General features: G+C 63.8%; 20 protein-coding genes and 2 pseudogenes. 4 read left to right on the top strand and 18 right to left on the bottom strand.

Translation table 11 applies throughout. The features are described 5' to 3' along the window. Positions 1-23: 23 nt before the first annotated feature. The 6 genes from FFS10_RS07440 to FFS10_RS07415 all read right to left on the bottom strand — a co-directional run bounded on the left by FFS10_RS07440 (position 24) and on the right by FFS10_RS07415 (position 2,711). Positions 24-269: a GlsB/YeaQ/YmgE family stress response membrane protein gene (locus FFS10_RS07440; protein WP_137893135.1), complete on the bottom strand. Its 246-nt coding sequence runs from the start codon at positions 267-269 to the stop codon at positions 24-26. Between the two features lie 93 nt (positions 270-362). Beyond that, positions 363-677, bottom strand: a complete 315-nt coding sequence (locus FFS10_RS07435; RefSeq protein ID WP_137893133.1) for a hypothetical protein — start codon at positions 675-677, stop codon at positions 363-365. Positions 678-783: 106 nt separating this feature from the next. After that, positions 784-1,167, bottom strand: coding sequence for a hypothetical protein (locus FFS10_RS07430; protein WP_137893131.1), 384 nt, complete (start codon positions 1,165-1,167; stop codon positions 784-786). 57 nt (positions 1,168-1,224) lie between these two features. Beyond that, positions 1,225-1,572: a GFA family protein gene (locus FFS10_RS07425; protein ID WP_137893129.1), complete on the bottom strand. Its 348-nt coding sequence runs from the start codon at positions 1,570-1,572 to the stop codon at positions 1,225-1,227. 22 nt (positions 1,573-1,594) lie between these two features. Next, positions 1,595-2,254 carry a dihydrofolate reductase family protein gene (locus FFS10_RS07420; RefSeq protein WP_137893278.1) on the bottom strand — a complete coding sequence of 220 codons (660 nt, stop codon included), beginning with the start codon at positions 2,252-2,254 and terminating at the stop codon, positions 1,595-1,597. 10 nt (positions 2,255-2,264) lie between these two features. Further along, positions 2,265-2,711 (bottom strand): SRPBCC family protein, encoded by a 447-nt coding sequence (locus FFS10_RS07415; RefSeq protein WP_137893127.1) that lies wholly within the window; start codon positions 2,709-2,711, stop codon positions 2,265-2,267. A gap of 99 nt (positions 2,712-2,810) precedes the next feature. On the opposite strand from FFS10_RS07415, the gene mntA reads away from it, so the two are divergent. Next, positions 2,811-3,248, top strand: a complete 438-nt coding sequence (gene mntA / locus FFS10_RS07410) for a type VII toxin-antitoxin system MntA family adenylyltransferase antitoxin (protein ID WP_137893125.1) — start codon at positions 2,811-2,813, stop codon at positions 3,246-3,248. Continuing rightward, positions 3,238-3,660, top strand: coding sequence for a type VII toxin-antitoxin system HepT family RNase toxin (hepT, locus tag FFS10_RS07405; protein WP_137893123.1), 423 nt, complete (start codon positions 3,238-3,240; stop codon positions 3,658-3,660). Before mntA ends, hepT begins: the two co-directional genes overlap by 11 nt. Before the next feature lie 131 nt (positions 3,661-3,791). Here hepT and metC read toward each other — a convergent pair whose 3' ends face one another. Then, positions 3,792-4,967, bottom strand: coding sequence for a cystathionine beta-lyase (gene metC / locus FFS10_RS07400; protein ID WP_137893121.1), 1,176 nt, complete (start codon positions 4,965-4,967; stop codon positions 3,792-3,794). Positions 4,968-5,001: 34 nt separating this feature from the next. Then, positions 5,002-6,390, bottom strand: coding sequence for a branched-chain amino acid transporter BcaP (gene bcaP / locus FFS10_RS07395; RefSeq protein ID WP_137893275.1), 1,389 nt, complete (start codon positions 6,388-6,390; stop codon positions 5,002-5,004). A gap of 333 nt (positions 6,391-6,723) precedes the next feature. Between bcaP and FFS10_RS07390 the strand changes: the two genes are divergently transcribed. Then, positions 6,724-7,182: an Lrp/AsnC family transcriptional regulator gene (locus FFS10_RS07390; RefSeq protein ID WP_137893119.1), complete on the top strand. Its 459-nt coding sequence runs from the start codon at positions 6,724-6,726 to the stop codon at positions 7,180-7,182. A 2-nt stretch (positions 7,183-7,184) separates the two neighbouring features. Here FFS10_RS07390 and FFS10_RS07385 read toward each other — a convergent pair whose 3' ends face one another. The 9 genes and pseudogenes from FFS10_RS07385 to FFS10_RS07345 all read right to left on the bottom strand — a co-directional run bounded on the left by FFS10_RS07385 (position 7,185) and on the right by FFS10_RS07345 (position 16,593). After that, positions 7,185-8,351 (bottom strand): LysR family transcriptional regulator, encoded by a 1,167-nt coding sequence (locus FFS10_RS07385; protein ID WP_137893117.1) that lies wholly within the window; start codon positions 8,349-8,351, stop codon positions 7,185-7,187. 11 nt (positions 8,352-8,362) lie between these two features. Continuing rightward, the gene (locus FFS10_RS07380) at positions 8,363-9,229 is read right to left on the bottom strand and encodes an HpcH/HpaI aldolase/citrate lyase family protein (RefSeq protein WP_212744102.1); all 867 of its coding nucleotides are present in this window, start codon (positions 9,227-9,229) and stop codon (positions 8,363-8,365) included. 118 nt (positions 9,230-9,347) lie between these two features. Beyond that, on the bottom strand, positions 9,348-10,847 hold the full coding sequence (locus FFS10_RS07375; protein ID WP_137893113.1) for an FAD-linked oxidase C-terminal domain-containing protein: 1,500 nt from the start codon (positions 10,845-10,847) through the stop codon (positions 9,348-9,350). Next, entirely contained in the window at positions 10,844-12,094 is a 1,251-nt protein-coding gene (glcF, locus tag FFS10_RS07370; protein WP_137893111.1) for a glycolate oxidase subunit GlcF, read from the bottom strand. The genes FFS10_RS07375 and glcF overlap by 4 nt, the downstream gene beginning before the upstream one ends. Beyond that, positions 12,094-13,245, bottom strand: coding sequence for a glycolate oxidase subunit GlcE (gene glcE, locus FFS10_RS07365; RefSeq protein WP_137893109.1), 1,152 nt, complete (start codon positions 13,243-13,245; stop codon positions 12,094-12,096). The genes glcF and glcE overlap by 1 nt, the downstream gene beginning before the upstream one ends. Beyond that, complete coding sequence (locus FFS10_RS07360; RefSeq protein ID WP_137893107.1) at positions 13,242-14,885, bottom strand: acyl-CoA synthetase; 1,644 nt, start codon at positions 14,883-14,885, stop codon at positions 13,242-13,244. Before FFS10_RS07360 ends, glcE begins: the two co-directional genes overlap by 4 nt. 63 nt (positions 14,886-14,948) lie before the next feature. Continuing rightward, positions 14,949-15,240, bottom strand: a pseudogene (locus FFS10_RS07355) (enoyl-CoA hydratase-related protein); the annotation flags it as partial. 71 nt (positions 15,241-15,311) lie between these two features. Further along, a pseudogene (locus FFS10_RS07350) lies at positions 15,312-16,097 on the bottom strand (enoyl-CoA hydratase); the annotation flags it as partial. A gap of 34 nt (positions 16,098-16,131) precedes the next feature. After that, positions 16,132-16,593 carry an OsmC family protein gene (locus tag FFS10_RS07345; RefSeq protein WP_137893103.1) on the bottom strand — a complete coding sequence of 154 codons (462 nt, stop codon included), beginning with the start codon at positions 16,591-16,593 and terminating at the stop codon, positions 16,132-16,134. 220 nt (positions 16,594-16,813) lie between these two features. Between FFS10_RS07345 and FFS10_RS07340 the strand changes: the two genes are divergently transcribed. Further along, positions 16,814-17,332, top strand: coding sequence for an HpcH/HpaI aldolase/citrate lyase family protein (locus tag FFS10_RS07340; protein ID WP_137893101.1), 519 nt, complete (start codon positions 16,814-16,816; stop codon positions 17,330-17,332). A gap of 8 nt (positions 17,333-17,340) precedes the next feature. On the opposite strand, the gene FFS10_RS07335 is transcribed toward FFS10_RS07340, so the two are convergent. Beyond that, positions 17,341-17,658, bottom strand: coding sequence for a hypothetical protein (locus tag FFS10_RS07335; protein ID WP_137893099.1), 318 nt, complete (start codon positions 17,656-17,658; stop codon positions 17,341-17,343). Positions 17,659-18,061 lie beyond the last annotated feature (403 nt).

Raw genomic sequence — 18,061 nt, 5'->3', positions numbered from 1 at the left:
GAACACGGGCATGCTTGGAAAAGCTATCCGCGCTTGATCAGGCGCACGATGAACAGCAGCACCACCGCGCCCAGCGTCGCGACCACGATACTGCCCAGCAGCCCGCCGCCGGCCGAGACGCCGAGCGAGCTGAAGATGAAGCCGCCGATCAGCGCACCCACCACACCGACGACCAGATCGCCGACCAGGCCGAAACCGCCGCCCTTGACCAGCTGACCGGCCAGCCAGCCCGCCACGAGGCCGACGAGGAGAAACCAGATGAAGTTCATGTCAAGCTCCCGGGTTGGCCAGGCTGGCCCTTGTTCGATCAGCGTAGCAGGAGCGCGCAAGTCAGGCAAACTACGGGTGCCGGCCAGGGCCTGTCAACGCCCCTTGCACTTGACCTCTTCCTTGAAGGTCTCCCGGCTGGCCTCCAGCTTGATCTTGCACGGGCCGTCCCAGAACTCGTCCTTCCACTCGCCGCGCCAGGTGGCGCCGACCCCCCCCTTGCACTTGACCTCGCGCTTGAACTCGCCCGGCTTGGACTCGACCTTGACCTCGCAAGGCCGCTCCCAGTAGGGATCGCGCCAGGCCTGCTGCCACCACCCCCGGTGCGCATCATCGCCATAGGCGAGCGCAGGCAGCAGGGCGCCGGCCGAGGACAAAAGCAAAGCGAGGAAAACCGTGCGGGTGGACATGGGAGGATTACGTGACAGCGCGAGCGTAGCGCCGTGGCCGAAGCGACGAGGTAAGCGAACGCAAGAAAGGTCGCAGTTCATTGCCGGTGCGGGCTGTGCGGGCGGGCTAGCAGAACAGCGATTCAGAGAAATTGGCCTCGCCCTCGTAACGGCAGGCCAGGCCCGTTGCCTGCAGCAGCAGCTGCGAGCGGTTGGCGAACGCAAGCTCCAGCGTGACGGGGCCGGCGCAGGACGAGGGCAATGCCAGCTGCGAGGCCCAGCGGCCACCGAACTGCGCCCGCCCCTGGGCAATGCGTCCCAGGAATTCGCCGCTTGGCCGCGGCAACGCGGCCCCCGGCAGCCAGAGCTCGACCCGTCGCGCAAAGCCCGGCGTGGGCCTGGTGCCCGCCTCGCTGCGCAGCACATGGGCGGCGGACAGGCGGATGCGAACGCCATCGCCCAAGGACGAAACCACGGACACCTCGCTGTCGGCGAGGACGAGTACATGCATCACGGGCTTGCCTCTGCGGTCGACGCCTCGCTCGCAAAGCGAAGCCGGTTTCCGTTCCTAAAGCGCACGCCCGTTGAAATGCTTGACGCGCAAGGACTCCAGCTCGACGCCCTCCAGGCAACGGACGTTGATGGCCGCCATGGCCTGGCCATCGGGGCCCACGCCCTCGCCGAAGGGATGGATGCCGCAGCGGGGGCAGAAGCGGTGCTGTATCACATGCTTGTTGAACAGGTAGCTGCCCATGTCCTCCGGCGGGGTGAGCAGGCGCAATTTCTCGCGCGGCACGAACCAGAGCAAGGAGCCCTTGCGCTGGCACATGGAGCAGTTGCAGGACAGCACCTCACCGATCTCGCCCTCCACCTCGAAGGCGATCCGGCCACAGTGACAACTGCCTCGGTACTTCATGTTCTACCTCCTGAAACCACGCTCATGGGTGATGCCCGGCGCGCCGCAGCACGACATGGCTGGCTTTCTGCGACGCCACGAACTGCACGCATTCATAGCCCAGGGCGCGCAGGTCAACCCCCTCGAACAACCGCTCGCCCTGCCCCAGCAGCACCGGCGCGATGGCGATGTGCAACTCGTCGACCAGGCCTGCACGAAGGTACTGCTGTAGGGTGTGGGGCCCGCCGCCGATGCGCACGTCCAGGCCCTGGGCCGCCTCGCGCGCACGGTCCAGCGCCTCGTGGATGCCGCCGGTGACGAAGTGGAAGCTCGTGTGGCCGTCCATCCGTATGGTCGGGCGCGCGTGGTGGGTCAGGACGAACACCGGCACGTGAAACGGCGGGTTGTCTCCCCACCAGCCTTTCCAGCTCATGTCGGGCCAGGGGCCGCGAACCGGCCCGAACATGTTCCGGCCTATGATCCAGGCGCCGATGTCCCTGAAGCCCCGCGCGGCGAAGTCGTCATCGATGCCAGTGCTGCCGCCATCAGCACCGAACAGGGCTTGCTGGAAGGTGCGCGTGGGGAAGGCCCATTGATGCAGGTCCGCCCCGCCCAGGCCGAGCGGGTGAGTCATGTCCTGGCCCGGCCCCGCGCCGAAGCCATCGAGCGAGATGGTGAAGCTCTCGACCCGGACCCTCGTCATCGCCATGCCTCTAATCCGGAATCTCGGCCTCGACCAGCTGCGCCAGCAGCACCAGCGACTCCTGCCAGCCCAGGTAGCAGGCCTCGACGGGAATGACGCCGGGTATCCCTTCCTGCACCACGCTGAGCTCGGTGCCGCAGGACACCTGCTTCAGCGAGATCGTGGTGCGCATCTCGCCGGGCAGGTTGGGGTCGTCGAAGCTGTCCGTGTGGCAGATGCGCTCGTTGGGCACCAGCTCCAGGTACTCCCCGCCGAAGGAGTGGCTGGCACCTGTGGAGAAGTTGGTGAACGACATCCTGTAGCTGCCGCCGACCTTGGCCTCCAACTGGTGCACCTTGCCGGTGAAGCCGTGCGGCGGCAGCCATTTGGCCATGGCGTCGGGATCGAGGAAGGCCTCGTAGATGCGCTGCGGCGGCGCACGCAGCACGCGGTGCAGGCGGACGGTGCCTGTGGCCATGATCACGCTCCCTTTCTTGTGCCCGCGGCACGCTGGATGGGGGCTACAAGCATAGTTCAGATCGGCGCGGCACGATAATCAAAGCTGGAGAATGCCACCATGCCCTGCCGCCCATCCCCCACCTCGCCCGATGCCGCACTGGCCGAAGAAGGACCGGTGGTGACCGCCATCCGTGCCGCTTGGCCCGATGCGCTGGCCGTCTACGCCTTCGGCAGCCGGGTGCAGGGCACTGCCCGGCCCGACAGTGACCTGGACCTGGCGGTGCTGGTCCCGGGCTATGCCGAGCCGCTCAGGCTGTGGGAGCTTGCGGGCCAGCTCAGCGAGCGGCTGGGCTGCGAGGTCGATCTGCTGGACCTGCGCGCGGCCAGCACTGTGATGCAGCACCAGGTGCTGACGCAGGGGCAACGCCTGTGGGGCCAGGCCCTGGAGGCCGGGCTGTTCGAATGCTTCGTGCTCAGCGAAAAACTGGCACTGGACGCCGCGCGCGCAGGCCTGGTGTCCGACATCGAGAAGAAGGGGAAGGTGTATGGCCGATGACGTGCTGCTCAACAAGGCCGCGACCATAGAGCGCTGCGTGGCCCGCGCCAGGGAGGAATACGCGGCGGCCGGCGCGCAATTCGACACCGACTACACACGCCAGGACGCAGCCGTCCTGAACATCCAGCGCGCCTGCGAAGCAGCCCTGGACATGGGCCAACACCTGGTGCGGCGCGAAAAGCTGGGCCTGCCCCAGAGCACCCGCGACCTGTTCGACCTGCTGGCCAAGGCCCACTGGATCGAAGTGCCCCTGGCCGAGGCGCTGAAGAAGATGGTGGGCTTTCGCAATATCGCGCTGCATGAATACCAGCGATTGCTGCTGCCGATCACCGTGAACGTGATCACGCAGCATCTGGACGAATTCCTGGACTACAGCGCGGCCATCCTCAGGCGCGATGCGCAAGGCGCCTGATGCCGGGCGCCCGGCTCAGCAGTCGAGGGCATTGAAGCGCTTGCGCGCCTTGTAGAGATCCACCTCCGCCGCTGCGCGATCGGCCGGCGCCGCCACGGCCGTCTGCTGCCTGAGCGCGGGGTTGCGCCGGGTCACGCTACGTAGCAGAATCTTGCGAACCCTTTTTCCAGATCTGCGATCAGGTCCACTGGATCTTCCAACCCTATGTGCAGTCGGACCAGATGACCTGCTTCGTCCCACTTAGTGGCGGTGCGCATTTTTCGTGGATCCACGTTCATGGCCAGACTCTCGAAGCCACCCCAGGAATAGCCCAGGCCAAAGAACTCCAGGCCGTCGAGCAGCGCTTCCACGGCCTCAAATGGCGCCTCTTTGGTTACGAACGAGAACAGACCGCTCGCGCCTTGGAAATCCCGACGCCATAGCTCATGTTGAGGGTGTGACTCCAGCCCAGGGTGGATCACACGCGCGACGTCGGTTCGCATTTCCAACCAGCGTGCGACCGCGAGTGCGCTTTCCTGGTGACGCGCAAGCCGCATCCCCATGGTGCGCAAGCCGCGCAGGGCCAGATTCGCATCATCCGGCCCGACGTACACCCCGGCCTGAAACTGGTACGCCTTCAGTTGGTCCCAGGCGCGTGGGCCGGCCGCTACGGTGCCAATGAGCGCGTCCGAATGGCCCACCACGTACTTGGTGGCCGCCATCACACTGAGGTCGACTCCCATGGCCAGCGGCTTGAAGAACAGCGGCGTGGCCCAGGTGTTGTCCATGATGACCAGGGCGCCGCGACGGTGCGCGACCTCGGAGATGGCCGGTATGTCCTGGATCTCGAAAGTGTGTGAGCCAGGCGACTCGGTAAACACAGCCTTGGTATTGGGACGGAACAGCGCCTCGATGCCCGCGCCGACGCCCGGGTCGTAGTAGGTGGTCTCGAAGCCGAGGCGCTTGCCGGCCGTGTCGCAGAAATGGCGCGTGGGTGCGTAAACACTGTCGGGCACCAACAGGTGGTCACCCGCGCCCACCACGGCCAGGATGGCCGCCACGCAAGCGGCCAGCCCGGACGGGCAAAGCACGCTGCCTTGTGCGCCTTCGAGCGCATTGATCGCCTCGGTGAGCGCTTCCGTGGAGGGGTTGTTCCAGCGGCCGTACTGGTAGCGCTGATTGCCCGACTTCATCGTCGCCACGTCAGGAAAGACCACCGTGGAGCCGCGGTAGATGGGCGGGTTGACGAAGCCGTGGTGGTCTTCCGGATGAGAACCGGCGTGAGCCAGAACCGTGTTGAGTCCAAGTTTGTCGAAATCAGTTTTCATTAAAGGTTGTCCTGTTGTTGGAGCAGATACGCCATCAGTTCAGCAAGGAGCGCTTGCGCGCATAGGAGAAATAGACCGCGAGACCCAGCAGAAGCCAGATGCCGAAGGCAATCCAAGTCGTGGCCTGCAGGAAGGTCATCAGGGTGATGCAGAACCCGATCGCCAACAGAGGCACGATGGGGACCGCCGGACAACGAAAGGCGCGCGGCAGGTCAGGGCGAGTCTTGCGCAGCACGATCACGGCCACCGCGATCAAGCTGAAGGCAGCGAGCGTCCCGATGTTGATCAGCTCGGCCAGCACATTGAGAGGCACGACCGCCGCGATCAGGCCGAAGAAGATGCCGACGAGCCAAGTGGCAAAGAGCGGCGTTCCGAAGCGGGGGTGGACCCTGGAAAACCGTCGGGGCAGCAGGCCGTCGCGCGACATCGCGAAGAGGATGCGGGTCTGACCGTAGATCATGACCAGGATGACCGTGGTCATACCGAGGATGGCGCCCAGATCAACGAAGCCGGCGAACCAGTTCTCGTTGGCGCGCTGCAAGGCCAGCGACACGGGGTGGTCCACACCAAGAAAATCACGGTAGGGCACGATGCCCGTCATGATCAGCGAGACCGCGACATACAGCACGGCACAGATCGCCAGCGAACCAATGATGCCGATAGGCAGGTCGCGGTCGGGGCGTTTGACTTCCTCGGCGGCAGACGAGACGGCATCGAAGCCGATGAACGCAAAGAACACCAGTGCGGCTGCGCTGAAGATCCCGTTGGCGCCGTAGGGAGCGAAAGGCTGCCAGTTGACGGGCTGCACATGCTTGTAGCCCACGATGATGAACAACAACACGACAGCGACCTTGATGACCACCAGCAGGTTGTTGACTTTCGCCGACTCCTTGATCCCGATGGAAAGCATGGCGGTCAGTGCCAGCATGATCAGGAAGGCTGGCAGGTTGAACCAGGTTTCGACACCGGGAATCGCACCCGGCGCCGCGGACAGCACCTTGGGCAGGGCGATGCCGAAGCCGCTCAGCAAAGACTGGAAGTATCCTGACCAGCCTACGGACACCGCGGAGCTCGCCAGCCCATATTCGAGCATCAAGTCCCAACCAATCATCCAGGCGATCAGCTCACCCAATGTGGCGTAGCTGTAGGTGTAGATCGACCCTGCCACGGGAAACGACGAGGCGAATTCGGCATAGCACAGCGCGGCGAAGGCGCAGGCCATGGCCGCGATGACGAAGGATACGGTCAGCGCCGGCCCGGCAGTCAGCGCCCCCGTGCCCGTGAGCACGAAGATGCCAGTGCCCACGATGGCGCCGATGCCGATCAGTATGAGATCGAAGGGCCCGAGGACTTTCTTCAGACCATGGATGGATTGGGCGCTCGCGACCAGGTCGTCGAGATTTTTGGTACGAAACAGGCTCACATATGTCTCCAGTTGAATCGTTGTACTTGCCGGGCGCGCCACGCGGTTGAAGCGTGGCGCCAGGCCGACGGAGGTCACCGGCACGAGAACCGCCGATGCATCCAACTGAAAATTCTGTTCTTATTGTCGAGAAATTTGATTTCCAATATTTCTATAACAGTCTTGTTTTGGTTAATAATATTAGCCTGCATCGAGCTTCGGAAGGCGCCGCCATATATCAGGAGACGGATACCAGCCCGAGGTGACCGCAGGCGGGCCGGAAAGCTCGACGTTCCAGTGGCCAGCCCTTGGGTTCGGTTTGGCCCGCTTATGCCTACCGATGGAGGAAGTGAAATGGTGGAGTTGGACAACACGGATCGCACGATCCTGCAGCTTCTGCAGGCCGACGGTCGGCTGGCCAACACGGAGATCGCGTCCCGTGTGGCACTGTCACCTCCAGCATGCTGGAAGCGACTCAAGCGCCTGGAGGAGAAAGTAATTCGGGGCTACCACGCCTCGCTGGAGCCTCGGGAGTTGGGATTGGGGCTGTTCGCGTTCATCAGCATCATGCTCGACAACCATTCCGAGAAGGCGATGAACCGTTTCGAGAGCGGCGTGATGGCGCTGCCGAACGTCGTCGCCTGCCACAATGTCTCAGGCAAGTACGACTACTTGCTGCAGGTGGTCGTGAGCGACATGGCCGCTTTCCATGAACTGGCCATGCACAAGATCCGCACGCTGGGCAATATCAAGGAGATGTACACCGGCTTCTCGCTCAAGGAGATCAAGCGGTCAACGAGCCTGCCGTTGTGACCTCATGGGCGAGGAGACTCCGAACTGCGGGTGCGTGTGGTCATCTTCTTCTGCTTGGTTGTGCTTACCGAAGCCAGGGGGCTATCCAATGCCTCGGCCTCGACCTCCTCGAACAGCCACTCCCGGAACGCTTGCACGATGGGCCGATCCAACGCAGAAGGCTGGCACACCACGAAATAGGCGAAGGGACAAGGCATTTCCACATCGGAGGCGATAGCCAGTTTTCCGGCTTGCAACTCAGCTTGCACCAGTTGAGGACAGGCAAGTAGCAAGCCCTGGCCTGTGACGGCGGCTTCCAGTGCGAGTAGCCCGTTGCCGAAGCGCTGCTCGCGCAGCGAGGCCGGGACCGAAATGCCGGCATGCTGGAACCATTGAGGCCACCCGAAGCGCTCCGGTGAGCGGTAGGCTGTGCTGTCGCTCAGCAGTTGCTGTTTGAGCAGTGCGTGTGGTGACGCGAAGGGCAACGCTTTGCCACCGGGGGGTGAGCAAACAGGGACCAACGACACCGCCAACAGGCGCCGCGCATCAAGTTCCGCATATTCTCCGTAGCCAAAGCGGACGGCCAAATCGATGCCCGCGCGGCGAAACGTGGTTGGTCCAGTCGGCCCGCCGCGTGCCGTATCAACGGAGCTGAGGCTGGCCTGAAGGCGCACTTCCGCTTCCGGGCAACGCGCATAGAAGCGGTGCAGGCGAGGCACCAGCCACTTGGTTGCGAACAAGGGCTCTGCGCACACGGTAATGACCCAACGTGCCTCGCTGTGGGCGCGGATCTGCTCCACGGCTTCTGCCAGGGCGGAGAAACCGTCTTGCAATGTCGGTAGCGCCGCCTTGGCCGCCGGCGTCAGACTGACCTTGCGATGGTGGCGGACGAACAGCTCGACGCCGAGATGTTCTTCCAACGCCTTGATCTGGTGGCTGATCGCAGCCGGCGTGACGTGCAGTTCCTTGGCAGCGGCGGCGAAGCTCTGCGTCCTGGCTGCGGCTTCGAAGTACGACAGCGCGATGAGCGGTGGCAGGCGCTTGGCGCTGGTTGGCAAGGGCCATGTCCGGCCATCATCCTGCGGCGGGCAAGCGCGAACTGCGTTGTCATCAGCCACGGCCACACCTTGCTCCGCCGCAATCGCGTCGCGTTGGCGTTGGTGCTGAGTCGACGGAGCAGGCTTGCGCATGGAGGCATAGCTTACTTGACGTTGGCCACCTCGTGGACTGCCAGCATCCGGGCAAAGCTGCGCAACACCGGTTTCTCGATCAGCTTGCCCTTGTAAACCAGCAAACCGCCGTCGCATTGCGCGAAGGCCTCGATCACCTGCCGAGCGTGCTCTACGCTGGCCGCATCGGGCGTGAACGTGGCGTTGATGTCGGGGATCTGTTTGGGGTGGATCGCCCCTTTGCCGGTGAAACCCAGCTCGGCGGAGAGCGCCGCCTCGCGCAACATGCCTTCGCGGTCTTCCAGGTCCAGGTAGGGCACGTCGATCGCGTCCAGGCCGGATGCGGCGGCGGCATGCACGATGCGAGAACGTGCGTACTGCAGCGCCATCCAGGTGGACTTGCAGCGTAGGTCGGCGGCCATGTCCACTCCGCCGAAGAACAAGGCTTCGATGCGGTCGCTGGAGCGGCCGATCTCGTAGGCGGCTTCCAAGGCCTCGTTGGTCTCGATGATGACGTGCAGGCGAGTCGGCAGCTTGTATTCGGTGAGCAGATCGCTGAGGTTGCGCACCTCCTCCGGCCCTTTGACCTTGGGCAGCATGACGGCCGGGATGGGCTCAGGTGCTTGCAGCAGCGCCTGCACGTCCATCATGCCTTCGGTCGTGCGCAGGCAGTTCAGGCGAATGATGCGTTCCACCCGCTCTGGGCCTTCGGCCGTGGCCAAGTGTGCAAAGGCTTGCTGGCGCGCATGGGCCTTGTCCTTGGGAGCGATGGCGTCTTCGAGATCGACACAGACGATGTCCGTCCCGCAGGCCAGGGCCTTCGGGAACATGTCGGGCCGGTTGCCCGGCGCAAAGATAAAGCTGCGGCGGGCTCGGATAGTTTTGTCAGTCGTGAACAAGAGAATCGCTCCAATCAAAGGTTGTACAAATACTAATGTGAAGAGTGCCTGCGGGTGATATGGGACATCGACCTGAGGCGCATCGGCCATCGGGTTGTCTCATGTCTTTGATGCGCAGCTAGAAACGTGGCAGATCGGCATGAGGCAACTCACCGCGGCGTATGTGCATGCCGCCGAATTCGGCGCAGCGATGCAGGGTGGGAATGGATTTGCCCGGGTTGAGAATCCCATGGGGGTCGAACACAGCCCGAATCCCATGGAACACATCCAGTTCATCGGCCGAGAACTGCCAGCACATCCCATGCAGCTTCTCGGTGCCGATGCCATGCTCGCCACTCACCGTGCCGCCCGCAGCGAGCGCGGTTTGCATGATGGCGTCCGCGAGCGCCATGGCACGGTCTTCCTCGCCGGGGATATCGCTGTCGTAGCGCAGCACCGAATGCAGGTTGCCGTCGCCCGCATGAAAGGCCTGTACGACGTCGATGCGGCGCTCCCGGCCCAAATGCATCACCTTGTCCAGAACCTGGCTCAGTGCATGGCGCGGCACTACGCAATCGGCCACGTAGACATCGCGCGCGGTTCGCAGCAGCGCCGGCAGGACGTTCTTGCGCGCAGCCCACAATTGGTAACGTTGCGCTTCGTCGTCGGCGTGGCGAACTTCCAGTGCGCCCAGGGTTTCGAAGATGCTGCTGACGCGGCATGTTGCGTCAGCGATATCGATGAGCTCGCCGTCCAGCTCGCACAGCAGTGCGCCGCCGGCGTCGATGCGCAAGGCGAGTGCGGGTGAATAGCCGTCGGCTGTCTGCAGCGAAGCCTGGTCCATAACCTCCAGCCCCGCCGGCATGATGCCGGCGGCGATGATTCGCGTTACGGCCTCGCAAGTCGCCTGCACGCTTGAAAAGAAAGCCAGCAGCACGCGAACCGCCTTTGGCGCGGGCAGCAGCCGCAATCGGGCCTCGGTGACCAGTCCGAGCAACCCTTCGGAACCGTTCATCAGCGACAGCAGATCCAAACCCGCCTGATCCAGGCTGCCGCCGCCCAGTTCTAGCAGTTCGCCAGCACCAGTCACCACGCGCGCACCAACCACGTTGTTGACCGTTAGCCCGTACTTCACGCAGTGCACGCCACCGGCGTTCTCCGCGATGTTGCCGCCGATGGTGGAGGCGGCCTGGCTGGAAGGATCGGGTGCAAAGAAAAGCCCATGCGGCGCCGCCTGTTGCGACACCACCACATTGCGCACACCAGGCCCCGCCACGGCCTGCCGCGCTGCGGCGTCGATGACCAGCCGCTTCATCCTGTTGAGCGACATCACGATGCCTTCGGCCACCGGCATCGCGCCGCCGGACAGGCTGGTGCCTGCCCCGCGCGGGACGATGGCGATCCTAGCCTCGGCACAAAAGCGCAGTACAGCCAACACCTCGGATTCGTTACCCGGCAGCACCACCGCGCGCGGGCGCTGGCGCAGATGGAACAACGCGTCGCATTCGAACGGCGCAACCTCTTCGTCGCCGCTGAGCACCCAGGACGGGCCGACGATAGTCCTCAAGGATTCGAGAAATCCGTCGAGGCCGCTCGACTTCCGGTATGCGCCTTTCCGTCCCCATGCGTGCGTCGTCATGCCGCTTCTCCGCTGTCCACAGGCAGCCGCGCCTCGAGCAGCTCCAGCCAATGGTGTACGGCCACAGGACTGGTTTGCTGCAAATGCAGGATGCAGCCGATGTTGGCGGAGGCAATGCGCATGGGCAAACCAGCTGTCAAATGCCCGAGCTTGCGCTCGCGCAGGCGTCCGGCCAGCTCGGGCTGCAAAATTGAAAAGGTGCCCGCCGAGCCGCAGCACATGTGCGGTTCGGCAACTGGCGCGAGTTGGTAGCCAGCGCGCTTGAGCAAGGCCTCGACAGGCCCCTGGATGCGCAAGCCATGTTGTTGTGTGCACGGCGCGTGGTAAGCCAAGCGCTCTTCGCCCGGGGAAACAGGTTGCAGTGTGAGCGGCTGGCTCTCCCACAGATCTACCAGCAACTGAGCAGGGTCGCGCAGCATGGCGCTGATGCGGCGTGCCTTAGCTGCGTAGGCAGGATCATGCTGAAGCAAGTGGCCATAGTCCTTGAGCATCGCACCGCAACCGCTGGAACTGGCGACGATGGCCTCGGCGCCTTGGTCGAGCAGAGGCCACCACGCATCAATATTGCGGCGCATTGCGTTGGCCGTCTGGTCGGCTCCGCCCAAGTGCTGGCTCAAGGCGCCGCAGCAGCCAGTGCCTTCGATGCCCACGAGCGAGATGCCGAAGCGGTCCAGCAACCGGGCCAGCGCGGCGTCGTAGCCGGGCGCCAGAGTGGGCTGTACACAGCCGCGCAAGGTGAGGACGCGGCGTGCGTGGCGGGCACGAGGCCAAGCGCTGTGGGAAGGCCGTGGCGGGACTCTCGCCTTCAGCCTCGCTGGCAGCACGGGGCGGACACGCCACGCCAAACCCAGTGCCATCCGAACGAGCCGTTCGTTGGACAGGCTTCGCCGCAGGAGGCTACGCAGCCAGCGCTGGGCTGCAGGACGGGGCGCGCGGCGCTCGATCTCCTGGCGACCGATGTCGATCAAATGGCCGTATTCGACGCCAGAGGGGCAGGCTGGTTCGCAGGCGCGGCAGCTCAGGCAACGGTCAAGATGCTCGCGTGTCGTGGCGCTGGCCGGAGCGCCCTGCAGCATCTCGCGGATCAGATAGATGCGGCCGCGCGGGCTGTCCAGCTCGTGATCCAACAATTCGTAGGTGGGGCATGCAGCGGTGCAAAGTCCGCAATGCACGCAGGATTGGATGATGCGGCTGGCGTCGGCCGCGTCGACCTGCCCCTGCAACGAGTCTTCGAGTTCGATGCGCATCAGGCCGCCTTTTCGAGTGATGGATACATGCGTGCGCGATTGAAGACCCGGTGCGGATCGAAGATGTCGGACAGCTCGCGATGGATACGCCGAAGGGGCGGTGACAGTTCGGTGAAAACGCCCTGCGCGCGTTCAGCGCCGGTCGCGTGCGCCCAGAGGCTGGCATGGCCCCCATGGACGCGCGCCCAGGCCGCTATCTCGGCACCGGCCGCAGGCGGGGCCATCACCCAGCGCAAGGCACCGGCCCAGTCGATCGCTGTCGGGAACTGCGGCCAGGCGTGCGGTGCGTCACTGTTGACACTGACGCGCCACAGCCGCAGACCCGCGGTGGCCTGGAAAAAAGCCAGTGTCTGGTTGTTGAACGCCTGCCAGAACACCTGCGCGTCCGAAGGGGAAAGCTCGGTGCCGACATGGCGCGCAAGGAACTCCGCAACGCAGTCGTCCGAGCCGGAGCTGCGCAGATACAACTGGCCGTCAACATAGCTCGCTGCCGACAACAGCCCCGGCCCCACGGCTAGACGTTGCATCGTTTGCAACGCGGCTTCAGGCGCGGTCACGACGACGGTGGTACGCTCGACCATCGGGCGGGGAACGACCCGCAGAGAAACATCCAGAAGCAGCCCGAGGATGCCCAGGCTGCCCCCCATCAGCCGGGCGACGTCGAAGCCAGCGACGTTCTTCACCACTTTGCCGCCGAAGCGCAGCACGCGGGCCCGGCCATCCAGGAGGCGCGCGCCAATGAGATGGTCTCGCAGCGCGCCGGCAAACGGTCGTCGCGGGCCCGACCAGCCCAATGCCACGGCGCCGCCGATCGTGGAGCCAGCGCGCCGCGGCGGTTCAAAACCCAGCATCTGGCCGTGGCGGGCGAGTTCGGCGTCGAGTTCGTCCAGCGGCGTACCGGCGCGCACGGTCACCACCAGGTCGCCAGGGTCATACTCGACGATGCCCCGGTAACCTGCCGCAGACAAAGGCTCTCCGCGCAGCGGGCCACCGAAATCGCCCCGCGTCCCTGCACCTTCAAGGTTTAGTACGGTACGCGACGTAATCGCGGAACGGATTCGATCCTGCGCTACGTCAACCCAGCGTTCGCCCGAAAGCCCGGCGCAGGCGTCCGTGCGCTGATGCATCGACGACAGATTGGCCTCGATCATGGAGCCGCTGTTCCTTCCTTGAGCTGCTGGCGGAGCGCGAACTTCTGGACCTTTCCGGTCGCGGTGCGCGCCAGTGGCCCGAAAACGACCTTCTTGGGCACCTTGAAACGCGCCAGATGCGCGCGGCAAAAGGCGATGAGCTCTTCCTCGCCCAGCGTCGCGCCGTCGCGCAACTCCACGAACGCAGCCGGGACTTCGCCCCACTTGGTGTCGGCCATGGCCACCACGGCAGCGGACTGCACCGCGGGATGCCCCAGCAACGTGTCTTCGACCTCCAACGAAGAGATGTTCTCGCCGCCGGAAATAATCACGTCCTTTGAGCGGTCCCTGATCTTAAGGTAACCGTCAGGATCGACCACGGCAAGGTCGCCGGTGTGGAACCATCCGCCAGCGAAAGCCTCCTCGGTCGCCGCGGCGTTCTTCAGGTAGCCCTTCATGACGATATTGCCGCGGAACATGATCTCGCCGACGGTCTCACCATCATGCGGAATGGGTGCCAGCGTCTGCGGGTCCAGCGCGGCGACGGCCTCCTGCAGCGGATAGCGAACGCCCTGGCGCCCGTTGCGCTGGGCACGCTCCGTAGCCGGGAGAGTTGACCAGTCCGGCTGTTTGGCGCACACCGTCGCGGGACCGTAGGTCTCTGTCAGACCATACACATGCGTGAGGTCGATGCCAATGCGCTCCATGCGCTCGAACAAAGCGACCGGCGGCGCGGCGCCGGCAATCAGACCGTTCACGCGGTGCTCGATGCCGTCGCGCTGCTGTGCGGGTGCATCGCCCAACATGGCGTGCACGATAGGAGCGCCGCAGTAGTGCGTGACCCCGTGCCTGCGGATCAGGTCAAAGACGACCGCGGTGTCGATGCGGCGCAGGCACACGCTGGTGCCCGCGACGGCGGCCAGCGTCCAGGGGAAACACCACCCGTTGCAATGGAACATGGGCAGCGTCCACAGGTAGACGCAATGGGCGGGCAGGCCCCAGGACAACACATTACCCACGGCATTGAGATAGGCGCCCCGATGGTGGGTCACCACCCCCTTCGGATTTCCCGTCGTGCCCGACGTATAGCCCAGCGCGATCGCATCCCATTCATCGTCGGGCATCGATCCGGCGAACTGCGGATTGGCCGCTTCCAGGATCGCCTCGAATACCGCTTCACCAATCAAATTTCCATTGGCGACAGCGGCATCCGGGACGTCGATGACGCGGGGTTTGGGCCCATTCAGCAGCGCGAGTGCCTGCGTGATCACCTCCGCGAACTCAGGGTCGGTGATCAGCACCTTGGTCTCGCTGTGATCCAGCATGAAGGCGATGGCTTCGGCATTCAGCCGCACGTTCATCGCATTGAGTACGGCGCCCGCCATGGGCACGCCGAAGTGCGCTTCGTACATGGCGGGCACGTTGGGCAGCATGGTCGAGACCGTGTCGCCCCGCGATAAGCCCATCTGCTGCAGCGCAGAAGCCAGCCGGCGGCAGCGCTCATGGACCTGTGCCCAAGAGTAAGTAAGCTCGCCGTAGACAAGCGCGGTCAGATTGGGATGGACGTCTGCTGCGCGTTGGAGAAAGCTCAACGGGGACAGCGGAACATAGTTGGCCGGTGTCCGGTCGAGGCCTTGTTGGTAGGGGTTGGTGCGGGTCATTGCTGTCTCCGGCAGGCGCAGTTCATCGCTGCACCTCGTTCACTGGAATCGCATCGAAAGCTGTCAGGAGCGCCAACGGGGCTGGCGCTTTTCAAGGAAGGCATCGATGCCCTCGCTGGCGTCTTCCTCCATCATGTTGCGTGCCATGACGTCGCCGGCGTAGGCGTCGCCGAGTGCCATCTGCCTCTGCCGGTAGAACATGGCCTTGCCATAGCGCACGGCTATGGGACTCTTGGCAAGAATCTCGGCTGTCTTACGCGCCACGGCGGCATCCAGTCCGCCGTCGGGCACCGCCTCGTTGACGAGACCCCAGTCAACCGCCGTGGGCTGCGTCGATGAAGCGCGCGGTCACCATCCGGTGTCGAACCATCCGCCAGCGAAAGCCTCCTCGGTCGCCGCGGCGTTCTTCAGGTAGCCCTTCATGAAGGAGCGCCAACGGGGCTGGCGCTTTTCAAGGAAGGCATCGATGCCCTCGCTGGCGTCTTCCTCCATCATGTTGCGTGCCATGACGTCGCCGGCGTAAGCATAGGCGTCGCCGAGTGCCATCTGCCTCTGCCGGTAGAACATGGCCTTTCCATAGCGCACGGCTGTGGGACTCTTGGCAAGAATCTCGGCTGTCTTACGCGCCACGGCGGCATCCAGTTCGCCGTCGGGCACCGCCTCGTTGACGAGACCCCAGTCAACCGCCGTGGCTGCGTCGATGAAGCGCGCGGTCACCAGCATGTCGAAGGCACGTTTGGGCGAAACGTTACGCGACAAAGCCACGGCCGGCGTCGAGCAGAAAAGTCCTACGTTGATGCCTGAGACGGCGAAGCGCGCCGTTTCCGCGGCAATCGCGAGATCGCAACTCGCCACGAGTTGGCAGCCCGCGGCCGTGGCAACCCCGTGGACACGCGCGATCACAGGCACTGGCAGTGCCTGGATGCCCTGCATCACGCGGCTGCAGCGGGTGAACAGCGCCTGGTAGTAGTCAAGGCGGGGCTGCCCGCGCATCTCACGCAGGTCGTGTCCGGCGCAAAACGCCTTGCCGGCGCCTGCCAGCACAACACAACGCACGTTCGCATCCGCGCTGATCATGCCGAGTTCACGCTGCAATGCGTCCAGCAGGTCTTCGGACAGGGCATTGAACTGCAGCGGTCGGTTCAGATGCAGCGTGGCGACCCCATCCTTGTCTTCCCTAAGTAAGGGGGCGGGGGGGCGATCTGTACTCATGGCAATGCCTCCGATCGTGATCGTGCGAGCCGAGTCAGGCCGTGGCCGTCTCGGTCACTACCGTCACTCGGGCCTTGAGAGAGTTGGCAATGAAGCAGTTCTTGTGGGCGCCAGCATGTAGGCGAGCCAAAGCTGCGGCATCAGGCATTTTCTCTCCACCAAACGTGATTTTGGGTGAGAGCTCGATCCGGGTGATAGTCATTCCTTCGCCCTCGACTTTTTCGAGATAGCCGATGGCGTTGTCCTGGTACTGCTCCACGCGAAACTTTTGGAATTCCGCGATGGCAAGGAACGTCAACATGTGGCAGCTCGCCACCGCACTCACCAGCATCTGCTCGGGATCTGCACAGGCGGGATCGCCCTTGTATTCGACGGAGGCAGAAACGTTGACGGATTGCCCACCATTGAGCAACGCTTCATGGTTGCGTGAATAAGTGCGCTCATCAAGGGGGTGTGGGACGCGTTGCCATTGGATGCTGGCTTCGTGTTGGGACATGAGGACTCCTGTTCAATGTCAAGAAGATTCGAGCTTGTCAGAGCGCGCAGAAGCGTTCTCCGGACCTTCAAATCGTAGGCGTTAGTGCCAACCAGGTAAAACGATGTTTTGTAAGCCAATTGCTTAGCAAAAGTAACCCTAACGAATTTGCAACTTACACATCCTCCAGTAACCATCGCCTTTCTTCAATTACAAAGCCTAATGCTGCAATCTCAGCGACCTGCTGACGGCATACAAGCTGTCGACGCGGCTGCACGTCATCATTGAAACCAACGAGGCACTGGAAGCGGCCCAAGAAATTGCACGCTCCAGTGATCGCATCGAAGCCTTGTTCTTTGGCGGCGTCGACATGGCAGCGGACCTACGCTGCAAGTCCACATGGATGGCCTTGCAGTACGCGCGATCACGCATCGTGCATGCCGCAGCGACAGCGGGGCTGGATGCGATCGACGTGCCTTACCTGGATCTGAACGATCGCGACGGCATGCTGCGTGAAGCAGCCCTGTCCGCGGAGCTCGGATTCACCGGCAAAGGCGCGATCCATCCCAAGCAGATTCCTGACATCAATGCGTGCTTCGTGCCGGATAGTGCCAGTGTGGACCACGCGAGGCGGGTGCTGGAGGCATTTGCGAAGAGCGACGGTGGTCTGCTGGTCTTCGAAGGCAAGCTGATCGAGAAGCCTGTGATCAGAAGCTTTGCCCGAATGCTGGAAGTTCACGCGGTCGCAAACGCGCACTAGCAGGGCCCTCACGTGGCCAAAAGAACCCTCATCAGCGCGGCGTGGGCCTCGCGTGGATGCCGCAGCGCTGCCGAGGGACAACCGCAATGCGGTAGGTGTTCGTTGAGGAGCTGGTCGACGCGGCTCTCGTCCACCTGCTCGACACCCAGGCGACACAGCGCCATCCAATGGGCGAAGTGCGCGACACCGCCGAGGCAGCGGCGCATGGTGCCCTGTGCGTACTCGCCGCGCTTGAGCCGCGCGACATAGGCCGGCACATGCGCCGCCAGCGGGCCCTCAAGCAGCCAGGCTCGCACGGTCTCGTGCAATGCGGGGATCTCGGACATGGCAGTCTCCTGAAGTGGAGACGCCGTACTGCACCTGCGGCCGATTTATGTCCAGTTCAGTGCGTGCGAGCCTCTTCCATCATTCGATGTGGAGCCCACACCAGCAGCACCTACTGCGACCAACTGCTCATAACTGGGCACTGTGCCTAGTGGCCGTCAGTTCCAGTTCGCGCACGGCCGGTCATTTCGAGTGCGGGCGGCAGCAACGGGCACAAAACACCCAGCCGGCCCAACGGTACGGACCTTCGTTGGCAGAACTGCGGGCAATACGCAATAAAGCCCCGGCCCGTTAGTTTTACTGTGTTATATATTTTGTGCTCGTTGATGCCGAAGACAACAGGGACATCGGGGCAGGTCACGAGCCAGCAGAGCGCCGATACGCAATCGCAAGCTCGTGATGGAG

Source organism: Ramlibacter sp. 2FC (assembly GCF_005503345.1).
Taxonomy (GTDB): Bacteria; Pseudomonadota; Gammaproteobacteria; order Burkholderiales; family Burkholderiaceae_C; genus SCMQ01.
The sequence above is the reverse complement of the archived record's forward strand: the minus strand, read 5'-3'. Positions and strand labels throughout refer to the sequence as shown.